We start from the raw sequence: 14,520 nt of genomic DNA on the forward strand, positions 1-14,520 counted from the left end.
GCGGTGTCCGGACGGACGGCAACCCTCTACGGCGTTGGGATGGGCCCGGGGGATCCGGACCTGCTGACCGTGAAGGCACAGCGTATCCTGATGCGGGCGCCAGTGCTGGTGCATTTCTGCAAGCGCGGGAAGCGGGGCAACGCCCGCACCATCGCGGACGCGATCCTGCGCGACCCCGCCCGCGAGATGGCGCTGGCCTATCCCTACACCACCGAGATCCACCCCGAGCATCCGGACTACGTGGCGGCGCTCGCGGGCTTCTACGACGACGCGGCCGGGCGGCTCGCCGACCATCTCGGCGCCGGACGCGACGTGGCGATCCTGTCGGAGGGCGACCCGTTCTTCTACGGCTCGTTCATGCATCTGTGGCGCCGCCTCAAGGACCGCTTCCCCGTGGAGGTGGTGCCGGGCGTGACCGGCATGTCCGGCTGCTGGACCCGGGCCGGCACCCCGATCACCTGGGGCGACGACGTCCTCACGGTCCTGCCCGCGACCCTGTCGCTCGCCGCGCTGACCGAGCGCCTGCGCGCGACCGATGCCGCGGTCGTGATGAAGCTCGGGCGTCACCTGCCCAAGGTGCGCGCGGCGCTGGCCGCCTCCGGGCTGCTGGAGCGCGCGGTCTATGTCGAGCGCGGCACGATGGCGGGCGAGCGCGTCGTGATGCTGGCCGACAAGGCCGACGACGACGCGCCCTACTTCTCCATGGTGCTCCTGCCCGGCGAGGGGCGCAGGTCGTGAGCACCGCGTCGCGCGTCCCGGCTCGCGGTCACCCGAAATTCGGCTCCGGATCTCCCGTGGGCTCGAAAGCGGAGAGAATCGCGGCGCGGTCGACGTCATCGAGTGCGGCGGGCTGCCAGGCCGGACGGTTGTCCTTGTCGACCAGGACGGCGCGCACACCCTCGTAGAAATCATGACCCTGCATTATCCGCGTGACCAGGCGGTACTCCGTCGAGATCGCCTCCGGCAGGGTCAAATTGAGGCCGCGCCGCATCTGCTCCTGGGCGAGGCAGAGACTGGTCGGTGAACGGCTGCGGATCGTGCGCGCAGTCGCGGCGGCAAAGTCCGATCCGGCAACCGCGTCGAGGTTGGCCAGGACGGCTTGGACGCTGCCGGCCGAGAAGCAGGCGTCGAGTAGGCCTGCCTCCCGCACCACCGGACCAGCGGATGGCGGAGGGCTGGCGTGGGCGGAAAGGACCGTGTCGATCGGCCCGCCCTTAGCGAGACCGTCGAGCACCGCCGGGAAGTCCGCGGCCTTCGCGGCATGCGTGGCGAGGCCCAGCGCGAGGGCGTCCCCCGGGCCGATCCTGTTGCCGGTCAGGGCGAGATAGGTGCCACTATGGCCGGGTAAGCGCGGTAGCAGGTAGGTGGTGCCGACATCCGGGATGAAGCCGATGCCGACCTCTGGCATCGCGAAGGCGTAATTCTCAGAAGCAACACGGTAGGGCCCGTGAACCGAGATGCCGACCCCCCCGCCCATGACGATACCGTCGATAAGCGCGACGATGGGCTTCGTGTAGCGGGCCATGGCGGCGACGAGGTCATACTCGCCGCGCCAGATGTCGAACATCATCGCGTGCTCGCCGGTGCGGGCCGCCTCGTAGATGCGCCTGACGTCGCCGCCGGCGCAGAACGCGCGTCCGCCGCTACCCCGAACAACCACACGCGTAACACACGCGTCATCCTCCCACGCCCGCATCTGCGCGCGCATCGCCCTGATCATGCCGAGCGTCAGAGCATTCAGCGCCTTGGGGCGATTCAGCGTTATGAGACCGAGCGCCCCACGTCGCTCGAAATCCACTTCGTTGGAACAGGCCATTTTCACCACGGCGTGCGGTTGCTCGTCTTAAAGTGGAATCGCCTCCGTGATCAACGCAATAGCCTGTCGCAGGGCTGCCGCATCGTCCTTCCGAGTCGAGTCCGTCGCCGTCGCGAGGCGCCGGCGAGCGGTTGGGTCCTCGGGGAAGGCGGCGGCCAAGCCCTCGTAGATCTCGACCGACTTGCGCTGTTCGTCCGGAATTTTGGAGAAGAACAAGCAGTTGGCGTATTCAATTTTAAGGAAGTACCCCACTGTCCGGTCAAAACGCGCCGTGACGGGTGTTTCCAGCAGCGGCCCGAGCCCCTCGATCGCCTCACGAAAATTCACCGCGGCCGTGACGTAGTTCGTGCGTGCTTCCTCACGAGAGTTTGCCTCCTACCCGTCGATGATCAGGCCCTAGCCGACCTCGACCACACCGACCATCTCGCTGGAAGCCACACCCCTGAGAGCCGCAACGATGGCGTTGCGATCGGTCGGCTGTGATGTCGCAGACTACGTTTCCAGCGATGGCATACTCTTCAGCTGATTAACATCTGCCCCGCCGTGAACGGCGGGGATTTTCGGAGCTTTCAGCCTCGTACCGAACGAGTTGGACGAGCAGAGACCACGCGGCATCGTGAATGGAATGCGCGAGCATCCCTCGCTTGAGCGCAGTCAGGTTGAGGTCTTCGAACGCGATGCTGCGGTAGCGGGAGACCAGGGACCGGGAAAGCCTATGCGGATGATCCCGACGCTGCCGGGCGATCCTTGCCGACCCAGCAGCCAGCCGCGCCCTGGCCTCGAGGCGGCGCTCCGAGCCTCGTTGGCACCGAGCCAGTGCACGCTGTCGCCTACTCTGCGCCTTCTGCACCGTGCGAGCAAACCGAGGTACCGGGACCGTGTCGCCGTCGCTGGTGGCGATGAGGCTGTTCAGGCCGAGATCGATGCCGACCGTACCCGTGCCGCACGCCTCGGCAAACGCGGCCTCGACGCTGAACACGACGTACCACTTGCCCTGCTGTCGCGTGAGGATCGCCGTGCCCAGTTCGTCGTCCTCTGGTAGGGCGCGATGCCACACAACCTTGATGCCGCCGAGCACGCCCAAGCGCCGATCCTTCCGGATCGTCAGCTCGTCGCCGACCCGGAAGGTCGCTGCATGATAGCGGGCCGACGCACGGAAGCGCGGGAGGCCGTGGCCGCACTTGAAGAAGGCAGTATAAGTTTGATCCAGCCGGCGCAGCACCTGTTGCAGGGCGGAGAACGACCAGCGTCCAAGCCCGTCCGGGTCGCTTCGCGGCACGCCTCCAACTCGCTGGCTTGATGCTTGTAGCGCAGGCTCATGCCGCGGCGGCGGTATGCCTCGACGCGCTTGCAAGCCGGCGTTGTACAGACCGCAGAAATCGCGGAGCTTTGCGTAGAGCGCTGTATCCTGCGTCCGGTTTGGCCGGAGCCGATACTTGTAAGAGCGCACAGACACCGCTCAGCTGCCCTTCTGCGCGGCGATGTGGGCTTTGACCACCTTGGCGCTGACGTGGTCGACTGAACCCGCATAGTAGGAGCGCGACCACGGCGTTCGCAGGCGCAAGCGCAGCGCCGGGAGCTTCTGGCGCATCAGCCGAGACGAGCGGCCTTTGAAGCGATTGACGATCTCGGCGACCGCAAGCGTTGGGTCTGCCTCCACGAACAGATGCACGTGATCGGGCATCACCTCGATCGCGTGGGCGATCAACTCTGCCTTGTCCGCAACCTCTGCGATGATCTCCCGCATCCGCGTGTCGTAAGGCGCGATCAGCACCTTGCGCCGGTACTTTGGCACCACACGAGGTGGTACTTGAGGCTGAAGGTTGCGCCCGCGTTGTGCCGATAGCGGCTCATTCAAAACATTATATCAAGGGCGTTTATCTTTCACGAGCTCGTCGGCCCATCCGCATGCAACCGACGCCTGAAGGCGACGGTCCCCTGCGGAAGTGACTATGAGTCTTGAGGTCTGATCGAATGCCCTCGCTTCCTGCTCGCCATGTCATTCTGAGAACGACTTTCCGAAATCGGAACTTACCGCGCCGGATGGTGCGCCAGTCGCCGAAAGCGAAGAGCCGAGTCGCTCAGATCCGTCCGCCGGTGGCTCGCCCGGCGCGAGCTACGACCGGGTCCCGAACAGCCTGCGAGCGGAGCAGCAGGGCCCGGAGTCGAGAGAGCTCAAGCTTCACGGAGCGGGCGCGCAGTGCCCTCCCGGGGCCCAATCTCTCAGTACCGAGCCCTGAGGGGCGCCGGCGTAGCCGGGGCCGGATCACCAACATACAAGGGAGCGACGACGCGCAGCCATCCTCGCGTGTCCCGACCGCCATAGTTCCGCTCGATCACGTCGCGGGTGAGATAGGCCTGCACCGTGAAGGGACCGAAATCGTAGCCCACGAGTCCGCCGACGGCGAACTGCCCTTGGGAACGGTACGAGGAAAACCGCGTCGGGAGGTCGGTCGATCCGAACGCGACAGGACCGAGCTCCCACTTGCCGAAGTGTTTCGTCGCGGTCAAATCGAGGTTCAGGTAATCCGGATATATGGCTCCATTCTTCGTGGTCGGCCCGACGATGGTGCCGTAATACAGATTGGCCGCGAGATTGTAGCCGTCAGCGGTGTACCCGATCGCAAACCGCTGGTTGATTGTGGTCGTCTCCGCATCGAGGTTAGTCCCCGAAGGCAGATAGGCCGCCAAAAGGTAGCTGACGCCGACGCCTCCGCCCAGATCCCAGGCGACGATGCCGGAAATAAAAAAGTCGGTGAGGCCGCCCTGCGTGCGCGTTCCGGGGCTAGAGACCCAGATGTTGGGCATGGCCACGATCAGCCCGAAATGCCCGTCGAAGATGCGAAGCGGCGTAGCCCAGACTAGGACGGGAATGTTGAGCCCGAGATCGGTATGGGCAGGTTGCGTGCTGCGGCGGCCGAAGTTGAACGTATTGATGAAGTAGAGGCCGTCCGGCAGCGGCGTAGCAACCGCGAGCCCGATCGTCTGGCCTGGCTCTGAGACGGACGCGGCGTCAGCCACCGTCGTGGCAGCGAACAGGCTGGCAGCAGCGAGAACAAGGCTGGTGTACCGCATCGCGTATCCTCATTGGGTTCGATGAACGTCTTCGCGCGCCGAAGCCGCGCTGGCGGGCCGGCCTCAATGGCGGCCAAGCTCGAGCCGATCCCGTCCGCGCGAACGCGCCGGCAGCCCGAGTTCATGGATCGGCCGGCTTAACGGCCGGCCGGGTCGATTTGCGGAAGAAGTGCGCCACGATCCGGATCGTCTCCGGGACTGATCCCGTCACGAAGTTGCGTCAGTGGTTTTTTCACCGAACTGACGTGGATCCACGTTAGATGCCCGCAGCTGCGGTCGAAGATTCCGCCACTAGATTCGGCATCTCTGCTTTAGTCAAGTTCTGATGCCGGGCGTTGATAAGGCGAGTCGATGTGTGTCGAGACGAGTTTTGTCTCGGACGGGGAGTGCGAGATCGCGGAAGGTCGAGAACTGGACATCGGTCGTCCTCAGATTTGCGGTTGGCAGGGCCGGCAACGGCGCGGTGCCGGGGACAGTGTTGGGCGGGTGCTCGCGCGACCGGTCCCAGCCATCAGCAAAGGTCAGAGACGACTGACGGATCGCCTCGCGCGCCGATCCGACCTGATCTGAGACAGGCCTCTTGATCAGATCAGCTGACACGAGGTCTCAGCCAGTATCCTCCCTCGTTCTTATGTGGCGGCGCTGCTGCGCGAACCATCTGTTCTGTAAGACTAGACTATTGCTGCTCGCAAGCGAGTCAATCCGGAAAAATAACACCGGATGGAGCTGTTGTAAGATTAGCACATTGTCTTACCTGGACAGAGCGTCCGGAGAGACGTGGTTCGGCTAAAGTTGCAAAACGCGACAGTGTAGCTGAATGCGACAAGTGTAGCGCGTGGTTGTTTTGGCGGAGAACCCTGAAACCTCGGCCTTCAGGCCGGGGAGGCCGCGCGTCGGCGCGGCGTGAAGGGTTGGTGAGATGCGCGCCTGGTGATAGAGACGAATTGTGACCATCGCCCGCGGCTTCCGCTACAAGCTGGAACCGCTGCCCGAGCAGGAGGGCCTGTTCCGGCAGTGCGGTCACTGTGCCCGCGCGGTTCACGTCGCAGACCTATGCGGCCTGCGGTGTAGTCGGTGCCAGAAGCCGCGAGAGTCAAGCGAGCTTCACCTGCGTCAGCTGCGGCCACTGCGATCACGCCGACATCAACGCGGCGATCAACATCCAACGGCGGTGGAACACACCGTTGCTGGACGTGGAGGGTGTGCATCAGCAGCCTGTCGAAGCGTCAACTGGACGAGACCTCACCGTCTCCGAAAATCCCCGGCCTTCACGGCGGGGAAGATGTTAACACCTGTGATCAGGCAAGTGCGGAGGTGCTGTGGAGCATCGATCCGGAGCTTGCCGCGGCCAACAGGTCGGAAACTCAACCCAGAGCCGCCTGAGCAGCTTAGGTGGGATCGTTCACGGCCGGATACTCTGAGGCGCTCTCCCGGTGCTGGCAGAGGCGAACCTAGGCCGCCTCCCGGAGACACAGCGCCTGCTGGACCGGTGCGGAGGACGCTTCGGCGGTCCCGTCCCGGGGGCATCGCGACGCCCGCGCGTGAGCCATGCACGATCAGGGCGTGATCGCGACTTTCAGAACCCCGTCGCGCTGATTGGCGAAGAGTTCATAGGCGTCCTCGATCTCTTCCAGTTTGAAGCGATGGGTCACCAGCCCGGATAGATCGGCGCGCCCTGAGGTGACGACCTCGAGCATGCGGCGCATGCGCTCCTTTCCACCCGGGCACAACGAAGTCCGGATCGATTTGTCTCCGAGCCCGGCCGAGAAGGCGTCCAGCGGGATCTTAAGGTCCGTCGAATAGACGCCGAGGCTTGAAAGCACCCCACCCGGGCGAAGCACACGCAAGGCAGCCTCAAAGGTCGGCTGCGTGCCGAGTGCCTCGATGGCGACGTCGACGCCGCGCCCGTCGGTCAGGCGCATGATGGCCGCGACGGGGTCCTCTGCCTTGAAGTCCACAACGGCGTCCGCACCCATCCGCTTGGCCATCTTCAGGCGCGCCGGGACCGTGTCGACGGCGATGATGCGGGTTGCGCCCATGAGCTTCGCACCCGCCGTCGCGCAGAGCCCGATCGGCCCCTGCGCGAAGACCGCGACCGTGTCACCAATCTTGATCTGCCCGGTCTCGGCACCGGCCAAGCCCGTTGACATGATGTCAGGGCACATCAGGACTTGTTCGTCGCTGACGCTGTCGCTGATGGGCGCGAGATTCGCCATCGCGTCGGGGACGCGCACGTATTCGGCCTGGCAGCCATCGATCGTATTGCCGAACTTCCAGCCGCCGATCGCCTTCCAGCCGTGCCGGGTTCCCGCACCGTCCTGGGCGCCGCAGCCGCACAGGCACGCGTGGCTCCAGCCGGATGGCGTGATGGCGCCGGCGATGACCCGTTGTCCCTCCGTGAAGCCGCTGACGCCGGAACCCAACTTCTCGATGATGCCGACTGGCTCGTGCCCGATGGTCAGGCCCTTCTCGACGGGATATTCGCCCTTCAGGATGTGGACGTCGGTTCCGCAGATCGTGGTCGTGGTGATCCTGACCAGCGCGTCCTGCGGGCTGATATCCGGGATCGGCTTCTCGTCGAGCACGATCCGGCCCTTCTCCACGAACACCGCCGCCTTCATCCTGCGCTGCATATCGGTCTCCTCGCCGCTTCACGCTCCGACGTTCTCTCGAAGAGGCTGGCGCGGCTCACCCTGTGGGCCGCGCCCCTCAAAGACGCGCATCTCCGGCCTTCTGTGCAGCCCGTCCGAGCCTTAGATGTCTCGCCTCTGCATCGCGCCGGCGATGTGATCGGCCTGCCGGATCGCGAGCGCCACGATCGTGAGCGTGGGGTTGCAAGCCGCGCCCGAGGTGAACTGGCTGCCGTCTGAGATGAACAGGTTCTTGATGTCGTGCGTCCGGCCGAACTTGTTGACCACGCCGTCGCGCGGGTTCGCGCTCATGCGATTGGTGCCCATGTTGTGGGTGCTCGGATAGGGCGTCGTGGGATACGTCACCGTCGCACCGACGGCCTCGTAGACGGCCGCACCCTGCCGGTAGGCGTGGTTGCGCATGGCGATGTCGTTCGGGTGGTCGTCGTAGTGAACGTTTGCGACCGGCAGCCCATGCTTGTCCTTTGCCGTCGGATCGAGGGTGACGCGGTTGCTCTCCTGCGGCATGTCCTCCCCAATCAACCACATGCCGGCCATGCGAGGATACGTCTCGAGAGCGCTGGTGAAGCTGCGGCCCCAGGCTCCCGGGTTGAGGAACGCCGCCATGAAGGGAAGCCCGATCGAGATCGTCTCCATCTCGTAGCCACCGTTGAAGCCGCGCGAGGGATCGTGGCGCGCCTCATCGCGGATGATGCCCGCCATGGTGGTGCCGCGATACATGTGCACCGGCTTCTCGAACGTGGCGTACACGGAACCGGTCATATGGCGCATGTAGTTGCGCCCGACCTGACCCGACGAGTTGGCCAAGCCGTTCGGGAACAGGGATGAGGCACTGTTGAGCAGAAGCCGAGGGCTTTCGAGCGAGTTGCCGGCCACACACACGACGCGCGCCTTCTGACGCTGCAGGGCACCGGTTTCGTCGAAGTAGGTGACCCCCGTGACCTTCCCGCTTCGATCATGCTCGATCCGCGCCACATGACTGTTGGGCCGAACCTCGAGGTTGCCGGTCGCCTCCCCTTGAGGAATCTCCGTGTACAGCGTCGACCATTTGGCGCCCGACTTGCAGCCCTGGAAGCAAAAGCCGATCTGCTGGCAAAAGCCGCGCCCGTCGCGCGGCTGACTGTTGATCGCCATGCGCCCGGTGCTGACCTCTTTATAGCCGAGTTTGCGCGCGCCGGCCTCCATCACTTTGAAATTGTTGTTGCCCGGGAGCCCGGGGATGTTGTTCGTGCGGGTCACCCCCATCTTCGTCTCGGCCTTGTCGTACCATGGATCGAGGTCGGCCTTGATTATGGGCCAGTCCAGGAGATTTGCGCCTTTCACGCCGCCGTAGGCCGACGCGATCTTGAACTCATGTTCGTCAAATCGGAGCGAGGCGCCCGCCCAGTGAACGGTCGATCCACCGACCGATTTCACGATCCACGCGGGGAGATTCGGGAAGTCCTGCGCGACGCGCCACGAGCCGGACGCGACCCGCATGTCGGTCCACGCGAGTTGGGCGAAGCTCTCCCACTCGTCGTTTACGAAGTCTTGGATCTCGTTGCGCGCACCGGCTTCCAGCATCACGACCTTGACGCCGCGCTGCGCGAGTTCATTGCCGAGCGTGCCGCCGCCGGCGCCGGAGCCTACGATCACGACGACGCCGTCGTCATTCAGATCAAACTGGGCCATCATCATCCTCCCTAGGTATCTTTTTGTCTACCACTGCCAGCTTCAGGTCTTGGGAAGCCAATCGATGTCATTGAATCCGCGGTTGATGTAACCGCCCTTGTCCGCAGATGGCCCCTCGTAGCCGAACTTCTTCCAAAGCTCGTGCTGATTGTAGAGCGACACGACCAGATCGGATCGAAGCTTCTTGAAGAAATCGGTCTTCTCGACACCTTCGAGGAGTTTGACCCGCTGCTCCTCCCAGCCAACGTCGACGTAAGGAACGCCATGCCGCTTCTGAGCATCGGCATCCAGGTGCCGCACGCCGTCTTCGAGCATGGTTTTAATCGCCGGATCGCTCGCAGCCTTGCCGTTCCACGGCTTGATGGCATTGACGTAGTAGACGTCCCCGAGAAAATCGTGTGGGTAGATATCGCGAGCGACCTTGACCAGTGTTTTCATCGTGAGCGGAGCCAGTGGGCCGTCTTCTGCCCAAGCGTCAGATACTGACAGCTCCGCAGAGCTGGCGATCGCCGCAGCGGGCAGACCCGCGGCCATCCCCTTGAGGAGGAAGCGGCGGCTGTATCGGTTTCGCGGGTCGACTGTTCTCATAATGACCTCCCTTTCAATCGCGGTCGATGGTTAGACAAAGCGTCCGCCGCGCTCGATCACTTCGATCTTGTATCCATCTGGATCCGTGATGAAGAAGAATCGCGCCAGGATGGCGCCGCGGTGCTTGAATTCGCGGATGGGCCCGACCGAGATTCCGGCGCTCGACAGTCGCTCATGCTCAGCCTCGAGCGAGTCGACCGTGACGGCCAAATGGCCGTAGCCGTCGCCGAGCTGGTACCGCTCCGTCCGGTCGTGATTGACGGTGAACTCCAGCTCGAATGGTGAGAGCTCATTGCGCAGATAGATCAGCGAAAAACCATCGAAATCGAGCCGGTCGGCTACTTTCAGTCCGAGAACCTGGTCATAGAATGCGATCGATTTGATGTCGTCGAGAACACGGATCATCGAATGGACCAGCTTAGTGCCCATGTCAGTGTAGCTCCTTCAGATAGCCGATGATCGCCGATCGAACCTCGGCCTTGGATTGCCGGTAGGGCATGATCGCCCCAGGAATCATCGCCTGCGGGTTGGTCAGCCAGCGGTCCAAGCGCGCCTCGTCCCAGGTCCAGTCGGCCTTGGAGAAGCCGGCCGAGTAGTGATAGCCGGCCACCGTCCCGGCTTTTCGCCCGATCACGCCGAACAACGTCGGCCCCTGCCGCGGAGGATCTGTCGTGTTGATCGAGTGGCACGTCGCGCACTGGCGCTCGAAGAGCACTTGACCGGAAGGAAGCTGAGCCACCGGCTGTCCGACTTGCGCGCGAGCAGATCCGAATTCGGTTAAGCCGCATGCGATCCAAAACAGCGTTGCCAGAACTAGACCGTACTGAAGCCGGGGCATGATTACTCCATGTTATGAGACGCAAATCGCTTAGCCGAAATTGCCCTGGCTTCGCGAGCGTCGGATGTCTCGATACTGGCTCGCTACGGATCTCGTCGATATCTTATAGGGTATCGCCGGACACTGTGGCGCTCATTTTGAACTCACATCTTATTTCTGGAATACAAAAGCGTCTTTTCCACAACGATCGCGGACCTAGCGCTGTTTGACGCTTCAACCGATCCGGGATCCTCCGCGACCTGGCATTGTGAGCGAAGTCGACAGCTACGGCCTCGCTCCTCACATCGCGCGCGACCATCGCACCATGGTCGCCGTCGCGGTTATTCTGCGGCGACCTTGTGGGCCTGCGACCCGTCCGTGTAGGTCCCGGCCTGCAGGCGCTTGCCCGGGGCGGCGCGGCCCGGCAGCGGCGGCAGGGCCTTGGCCTTCTCCAGGTCGATCCCGGCGCCCTCGGCGACGCGGCGGCCGTAATCCTCGTCGGCGTGCCAGAAGTGCCAGACCATCCGCAGCTGGATCGGCTCCGGGCACTGCTTCATGTCGGCCACGAGGTTGGCGATCAGGTCCTCGCGCTCCCAATCCTCGAAGGAGCGGTAGCGCACACCGGCCTGGGTGTAGTCGTCCTCGGTCCGCGAGGTCTGGTAGCGGCCGAGGCGGCCCTCCACCGGCTGGTGGTAGTCCTTCGCGGGCTTCGGCGCCTCGCGCAGGCCCTCGGACAGGGTCGAGGGCTCGTAGTTGATGTGCTTGTTCGGGCCGGTGCCGTCGACCGTGTAGGCCATCTGACCGTCGCGCTGGTTCGAGTAGACCTTCACGCCGGGCTGCGGCGCATTGATCGGCAGTTGGAGGTAGTTGGCGCCGACGCGGTAGCGCTGCGTGTCCGAGTAGGACAGCGTCCGCCCCTGCAGCATCTTGTCGTCCGAGAAGTCGATGCCGTCGACGAGCACGCCGGTCCCGAAGGCCGACTGCTCGACCTCAGCGAAGAAGTTGTCCGGCACGCGGTCGAGCACCATCCGGCCGCAGGGCAGCAGCGGGAATTGGTCCACCGGCCACAGCTTCGTGTCGTCCAGCGGGTCGAACGACAGGTGGTCGTTCGGGCCGTCCGGCATGATCTGCACGGCGAATTCCCATTCGGGGAAGTTGCCGGCCTTGATGTTGTCGTACAGGTCGCGGGTCGCGTGGCCGACATCCTTGGCCTGGATCTCGGACGCCTGCTGCGAGGTCAGGTTCCGGACACCCTGCTTCGGGATCCAGTGGAACTTGCAGAGCACCGCCTCGCCCTGGTCGTTGACCAGCTTGTAGGTGTTGACGCCCGAGCCTTCCATCTCGCGGTAGTTGGCCGGGATGCCCCAGGGCGACTTCAGGTGCGTCACCATGTGGATCGACTCGGGGTGCTGGGCCACGAAGTCGAAGAAGCGCCACGCCTCCTGGCGGTTCGTCACCGGATCCGGCTTGAACGCGTGGATCATGTCGGGGAACTTGATCGCGTCGCGGATGAAGAAGACCTTGAGGTTGTTGCCCACGAGGTCCCAATTGCCGTCGACGGTCTTGAACTTCACCGCGAAGCCGCGCGGGTCGCGCTCGGTCTCCGGGCTCTCCTTGGCGCCGGCCACGGTGGAGAAGCGCACGAACATCGGCGTCTTCACGCCGGTCTCGTTCAGCACGCGGGCGCGGGTGTACTTGGAGGCCGGCTCGTCGCCGATCTTGCCGTAGGCCTCGAACCAGCCGTGGGCGCCGGCGCCGCGGGCGTGCACGACGCGCTCCGGAATGCGCTCGCGATCGAAGTGCGTGATCTTCTCGATGAACTGGTAGTTCTCGAGCGTCGCGGGCCCGCGCTCACCGACCGTGCGGGTGCTCTGGTTGTCGCGGACCGGATGGCCCTGGCGGGTGGTCAGATAAGGCTCGTCGGGCATAACCTTTGAACTCCAGATCCGATCGCGATCGGTTTCTCTCCCGCGGAGAAAGACCAGAATACATACTGGACTTTTCGTCACCCCGACGGGATCAATTGCCTATGTTCTTAGTTTTACCAATTTCATAGTACAGTGAAGCGACAAAATACCCACAAGTCAATGCTCTGCGTGTAGCAAAATAGGACTTTGTGGGTGCGACGTTCACTGCAAATCCGGCAGAGTTCTCGTGAAGGGTTTGCTCTCTGCAATGAAGCGCGCGGCGAGCACGAGCGCGCCCATGGAAAACTCTTTCCCGTGGGCCGCAATCATACGCTCGGAAAGCTCCGCGATCTCTCGGAAGAACGCGTCCTTGCTGTCGTTCTCAGGTTGTTTCGTCTCGGCTTGGGACATGATGGTCTCCTCTTGGCCGCTTCGCTCATTTGAACAGCTGCGGCGGGAAGGTGATGATGCTGGCCTCGCCCGCCTCTGTGCCGAAGACGAGTGACTGCCCGTCGCGAGACCAGGTCATCTCCGTGACGGGATCTCCACCCGGCGTACGGACAACCAGTTCGTCGCGCTCCCCGATCGGCGCCACAACCACCATCCCGTTCTCGTAGGCGGCGGCGATGAGCGCGCGTTGTGGATGGACGGCGATGGCCTTCACCGTCGCCAGCCCGGAGCGCCCGGTCGGCAGGCTTCGCGGTTCCGTGACTTCGGTCTCGAACTGTTCGACGGGCCAGACGATGATGCGGTAGGCGCCGCTGGTTGCGAGCAGACGTGACGTCGAGTCCCAGCTGAGGGCACGGACCGGCGCCGGATAATTCGGGAGACCGATGGTCCGCAGGACACGACCGTTCTCAAAGCGCAGCAGCGCGACCCCACCGCCGGTGAGCGAAGCCGCGAGCCAACGTCCGTCCGGACTCCAGGTCAGACGCTGGGGGTCGAGCGCGGTTAGGACCTCGACGCCACGGCGAGGGTCGGTGACGTGGCGGAGCGTCAGGCCGACTCCTCCATGTGCCAGCCAGTCTCCACCGGGAGCGGCAGCCACGGGCGCGGACGCCCGATCGCTCTGCAGCAGAGGATGGATGCTGGCGTCCCCGGGAGCGGCGGTCATCAGCGCCTGACCGAGCGCGACCAGCACGCTGCCATCGTTCATCTGCGCGAGCGCCCGGAGCGGTTGCTCGACGCTCGCCAGCCGCGTGGTGTTTCCGTCCGGCGCGACGATGTTGAGCGCACCCGAGATGCCGCCGGCGAGGAAGCCCGCGGCACCGAACGCAGCGACGTGGCGATGTCCCGCCTCCCCTGCCACGACGATGATCGGCGCCGTGCCGCTGCGGCGGGGCGTGATCGTTGCCCGTCCGGTATCGCCCGCGACGTGGTAGCGATCGACAGCCGAGTCGGGATCCGCGACGGGCGCGAGCGCGAGACCACCGTCGGCCAGTGCAAAAGCAGCCGTCGTCTCCGTCGCGTCGAGGGCGATCGCGGTAACAGCCGACCCCAATGCCCAGCGCCGTCCGAGCAGATCAATCAGGTTCGTAGCATTCATAGCGACAGTGGCTCTATTCGCGCGCCGTGGATCAGGACGTCCTCTGGGCGGCAATCTGCTGGTCGACAGCCGCGAGTTCGCGTTCCAGTTGGTCGATCTCGGTCTCGAGCGCGGTGATCGTCGCCTGAAATCCGTCGTCGCGCCCAGTCGTCTCGGCGGCTTCGCCGGCGTGTGGCGACTGGCGTCGCTCGGCGAGCGCCGCGATCTGGTTCCCGAAGGCCAGCTGTTGACAGGTCACCATCTGAGCCTGCGCAGCAGAGATCCGGCCGCAGAGTTCGAGGCGGGCCCGCAGGAGATCGTCCAGCGTTCGGCTCGGTTCGGCCATCGCGTGTGATCCTCTCGTGGAGCGTCGCCGCAACGGCGGCCGGGCATAAGCGGTCGGGCAGACGTCCGTAGGGATAAAAGCCGGTCTGGTCCCGTGGTCCCGGCCGCGAAGGTGTCAGACAGGC

Annotated in this window: 16 protein-coding genes; 2 read left to right on the plus strand and 14 right to left on the minus strand. The window is 64.3% G+C overall.

What is annotated here, in order from left to right; genetic code table 11:
- Positions 1-3: 3 nt before the first annotated feature.
- Complete coding sequence (locus PQI07_RS02580; protein ID WP_051976259.1) at positions 4-738, plus strand: precorrin-2 C(20)-methyltransferase; 735 nt, start codon at positions 4-6, stop codon at positions 736-738.
- 28 nt (positions 739-766) lie between these two features.
- Here PQI07_RS02580 and PQI07_RS02585 read toward each other — a convergent pair whose 3' ends face one another.
- The 5 genes from PQI07_RS02585 to PQI07_RS02605 form a co-directional block, all read right to left on the minus strand.
- Complete coding sequence (locus tag PQI07_RS02585; RefSeq protein ID WP_043387468.1) at positions 767-1,816, minus strand: enoyl-CoA hydratase/isomerase family protein; 1,050 nt, start codon at positions 1,814-1,816, stop codon at positions 767-769.
- Between the two features lie 27 nt (positions 1,817-1,843).
- Positions 1,844-2,143: a hypothetical protein gene (locus tag PQI07_RS02590; RefSeq protein ID WP_043387467.1), complete on the minus strand. Its 300-nt coding sequence runs from the start codon at positions 2,141-2,143 to the stop codon at positions 1,844-1,846.
- Between the two features lie 199 nt (positions 2,144-2,342).
- Positions 2,343-3,272 (minus strand): RNA-guided endonuclease InsQ/TnpB family protein, encoded by a 930-nt coding sequence (locus PQI07_RS02595; RefSeq protein WP_342462084.1) that lies wholly within the window; start codon positions 3,270-3,272, stop codon positions 2,343-2,345.
- Between the two features lie 3 nt (positions 3,273-3,275).
- Positions 3,276-3,614: an IS200/IS605 family transposase gene (tnpA, locus tag PQI07_RS02600; protein ID WP_342462646.1), complete on the minus strand. Its 339-nt coding sequence runs from the start codon at positions 3,612-3,614 to the stop codon at positions 3,276-3,278.
- A gap of 425 nt (positions 3,615-4,039) precedes the next feature.
- Entirely contained in the window at positions 4,040-4,891 is an 852-nt protein-coding gene (locus PQI07_RS02605; protein WP_043387465.1) for a transporter, read from the minus strand.
- Positions 4,892-5,916: 1,025 nt separating this feature from the next.
- Here PQI07_RS02605 and PQI07_RS02610 point away from each other — a divergent pair.
- Positions 5,917-6,180 (plus strand): zinc ribbon domain-containing protein, encoded by a 264-nt coding sequence (locus PQI07_RS02610; RefSeq protein ID WP_081948768.1) that lies wholly within the window; start codon positions 5,917-5,919, stop codon positions 6,178-6,180.
- 267 nt (positions 6,181-6,447) lie between these two features.
- Here PQI07_RS02610 and PQI07_RS02615 read toward each other — a convergent pair whose 3' ends face one another.
- The 9 genes from PQI07_RS02615 to PQI07_RS02655 form a co-directional block, all read right to left on the minus strand.
- Positions 6,448-7,524 carry an NAD(P)-dependent alcohol dehydrogenase gene (locus tag PQI07_RS02615; RefSeq protein ID WP_043387463.1) on the minus strand — a complete coding sequence of 359 codons (1,077 nt, stop codon included), beginning with the start codon at positions 7,522-7,524 and terminating at the stop codon, positions 6,448-6,450.
- Positions 7,525-7,644: 120 nt separating this feature from the next.
- Complete coding sequence (locus tag PQI07_RS02620; protein WP_043387489.1) at positions 7,645-9,213, minus strand: GMC family oxidoreductase; 1,569 nt, start codon at positions 9,211-9,213, stop codon at positions 7,645-7,647.
- Between the two features lie 42 nt (positions 9,214-9,255).
- Positions 9,256-9,801 (minus strand): gluconate 2-dehydrogenase subunit 3 family protein, encoded by a 546-nt coding sequence (locus PQI07_RS02625; RefSeq protein WP_043387461.1) that lies wholly within the window; start codon positions 9,799-9,801, stop codon positions 9,256-9,258.
- Between the two features lie 30 nt (positions 9,802-9,831).
- Positions 9,832-10,230 carry a VOC family protein gene (locus tag PQI07_RS02630; protein ID WP_043387460.1) on the minus strand — a complete coding sequence of 133 codons (399 nt, stop codon included), beginning with the start codon at positions 10,228-10,230 and terminating at the stop codon, positions 9,832-9,834.
- A gap of 1 nt (position 10,231) precedes the next feature.
- On the minus strand, positions 10,232-10,639 hold the full coding sequence (locus tag PQI07_RS02635; RefSeq protein ID WP_081948767.1) for a c-type cytochrome: 408 nt from the start codon (positions 10,637-10,639) through the stop codon (positions 10,232-10,234).
- 320 nt (positions 10,640-10,959) lie between these two features.
- Positions 10,960-12,546, minus strand: a complete 1,587-nt coding sequence (locus tag PQI07_RS02640) for a catalase (protein ID WP_091995066.1) — start codon at positions 12,544-12,546, stop codon at positions 10,960-10,962.
- A gap of 201 nt (positions 12,547-12,747) precedes the next feature.
- Positions 12,748-12,936, minus strand: a complete 189-nt coding sequence (locus PQI07_RS02645) for a hypothetical protein (protein WP_043387326.1) — start codon at positions 12,934-12,936, stop codon at positions 12,748-12,750.
- Positions 12,937-12,961: 25 nt separating this feature from the next.
- Positions 12,962-14,071, minus strand: coding sequence for a WD40 repeat domain-containing protein (locus PQI07_RS02650; protein WP_051976245.1), 1,110 nt, complete (start codon positions 14,069-14,071; stop codon positions 12,962-12,964).
- Positions 14,072-14,102: 31 nt separating this feature from the next.
- Positions 14,103-14,396, minus strand: coding sequence for a hypothetical protein (locus tag PQI07_RS02655; RefSeq protein WP_043387324.1), 294 nt, complete (start codon positions 14,394-14,396; stop codon positions 14,103-14,105).
- Positions 14,397-14,520: the final 124 nt, after the last annotated feature.

This window comes from Methylobacterium sp. 092160098-2, assembly GCF_028920805.1.
Taxonomy (GTDB): domain Bacteria; phylum Pseudomonadota; class Alphaproteobacteria; order Rhizobiales; family Beijerinckiaceae; genus Methylobacterium; species Methylobacterium fujisawaense.

What these genes read in the sequence shown, in the direction of transcription:
- PQI07_RS02585 (WP_043387468.1), bottom strand. Translation starts at nt 1,816, where the DNA reads ATGGCCTGTTCCAACGAAGTGGATTTCGAGCGACGTGGGGCGCTCGGT.
- PQI07_RS02605 (WP_043387465.1), bottom strand. Translation starts at nt 4,891, where the DNA reads ATGCGGTACACCAGCCTTGTTCTCGCTGCTGCCAGCCTGTTCGCTGCC.
- PQI07_RS02615 (WP_043387463.1), bottom strand. Translation starts at nt 7,524, where the DNA reads ATGCAGCGCAGGATGAAGGCGGCGGTGTTCGTGGAGAAGGGCCGGATC.
- PQI07_RS02620 (WP_043387489.1), bottom strand. Translation starts at nt 9,213, where the DNA reads ATGGCCCAGTTTGATCTGAATGACGACGGCGTCGTCGTGATCGTAGGC.
- PQI07_RS02625 (WP_043387461.1), bottom strand. Translation starts at nt 9,801, where the DNA reads ATGAGAACAGTCGACCCGCGAAACCGATACAGCCGCCGCTTCCTCCTC.
- PQI07_RS02630 (WP_043387460.1), bottom strand. Translation starts at nt 10,230, where the DNA reads ATGGGCACTAAGCTGGTCCATTCGATGATCCGTGTTCTCGACGACATC.
- PQI07_RS02635 (WP_081948767.1), bottom strand. Translation starts at nt 10,639, where the DNA reads ATGCCCCGGCTTCAGTACGGTCTAGTTCTGGCAACGCTGTTTTGGATC.
- PQI07_RS02640 (WP_091995066.1), bottom strand. Translation starts at nt 12,546, where the DNA reads ATGCCCGACGAGCCTTATCTGACCACCCGCCAGGGCCATCCGGTCCGC.
- PQI07_RS02645 (WP_043387326.1), bottom strand. Translation starts at nt 12,936, where the DNA reads ATGTCCCAAGCCGAGACGAAACAACCTGAGAACGACAGCAAGGACGCG.
- PQI07_RS02650 (WP_051976245.1), bottom strand. Translation starts at nt 14,071, where the DNA reads ATGAATGCTACGAACCTGATTGATCTGCTCGGACGGCGCTGGGCATTG.
- PQI07_RS02655 (WP_043387324.1), bottom strand. Translation starts at nt 14,396, where the DNA reads ATGGCCGAACCGAGCCGAACGCTGGACGATCTCCTGCGGGCCCGCCTC.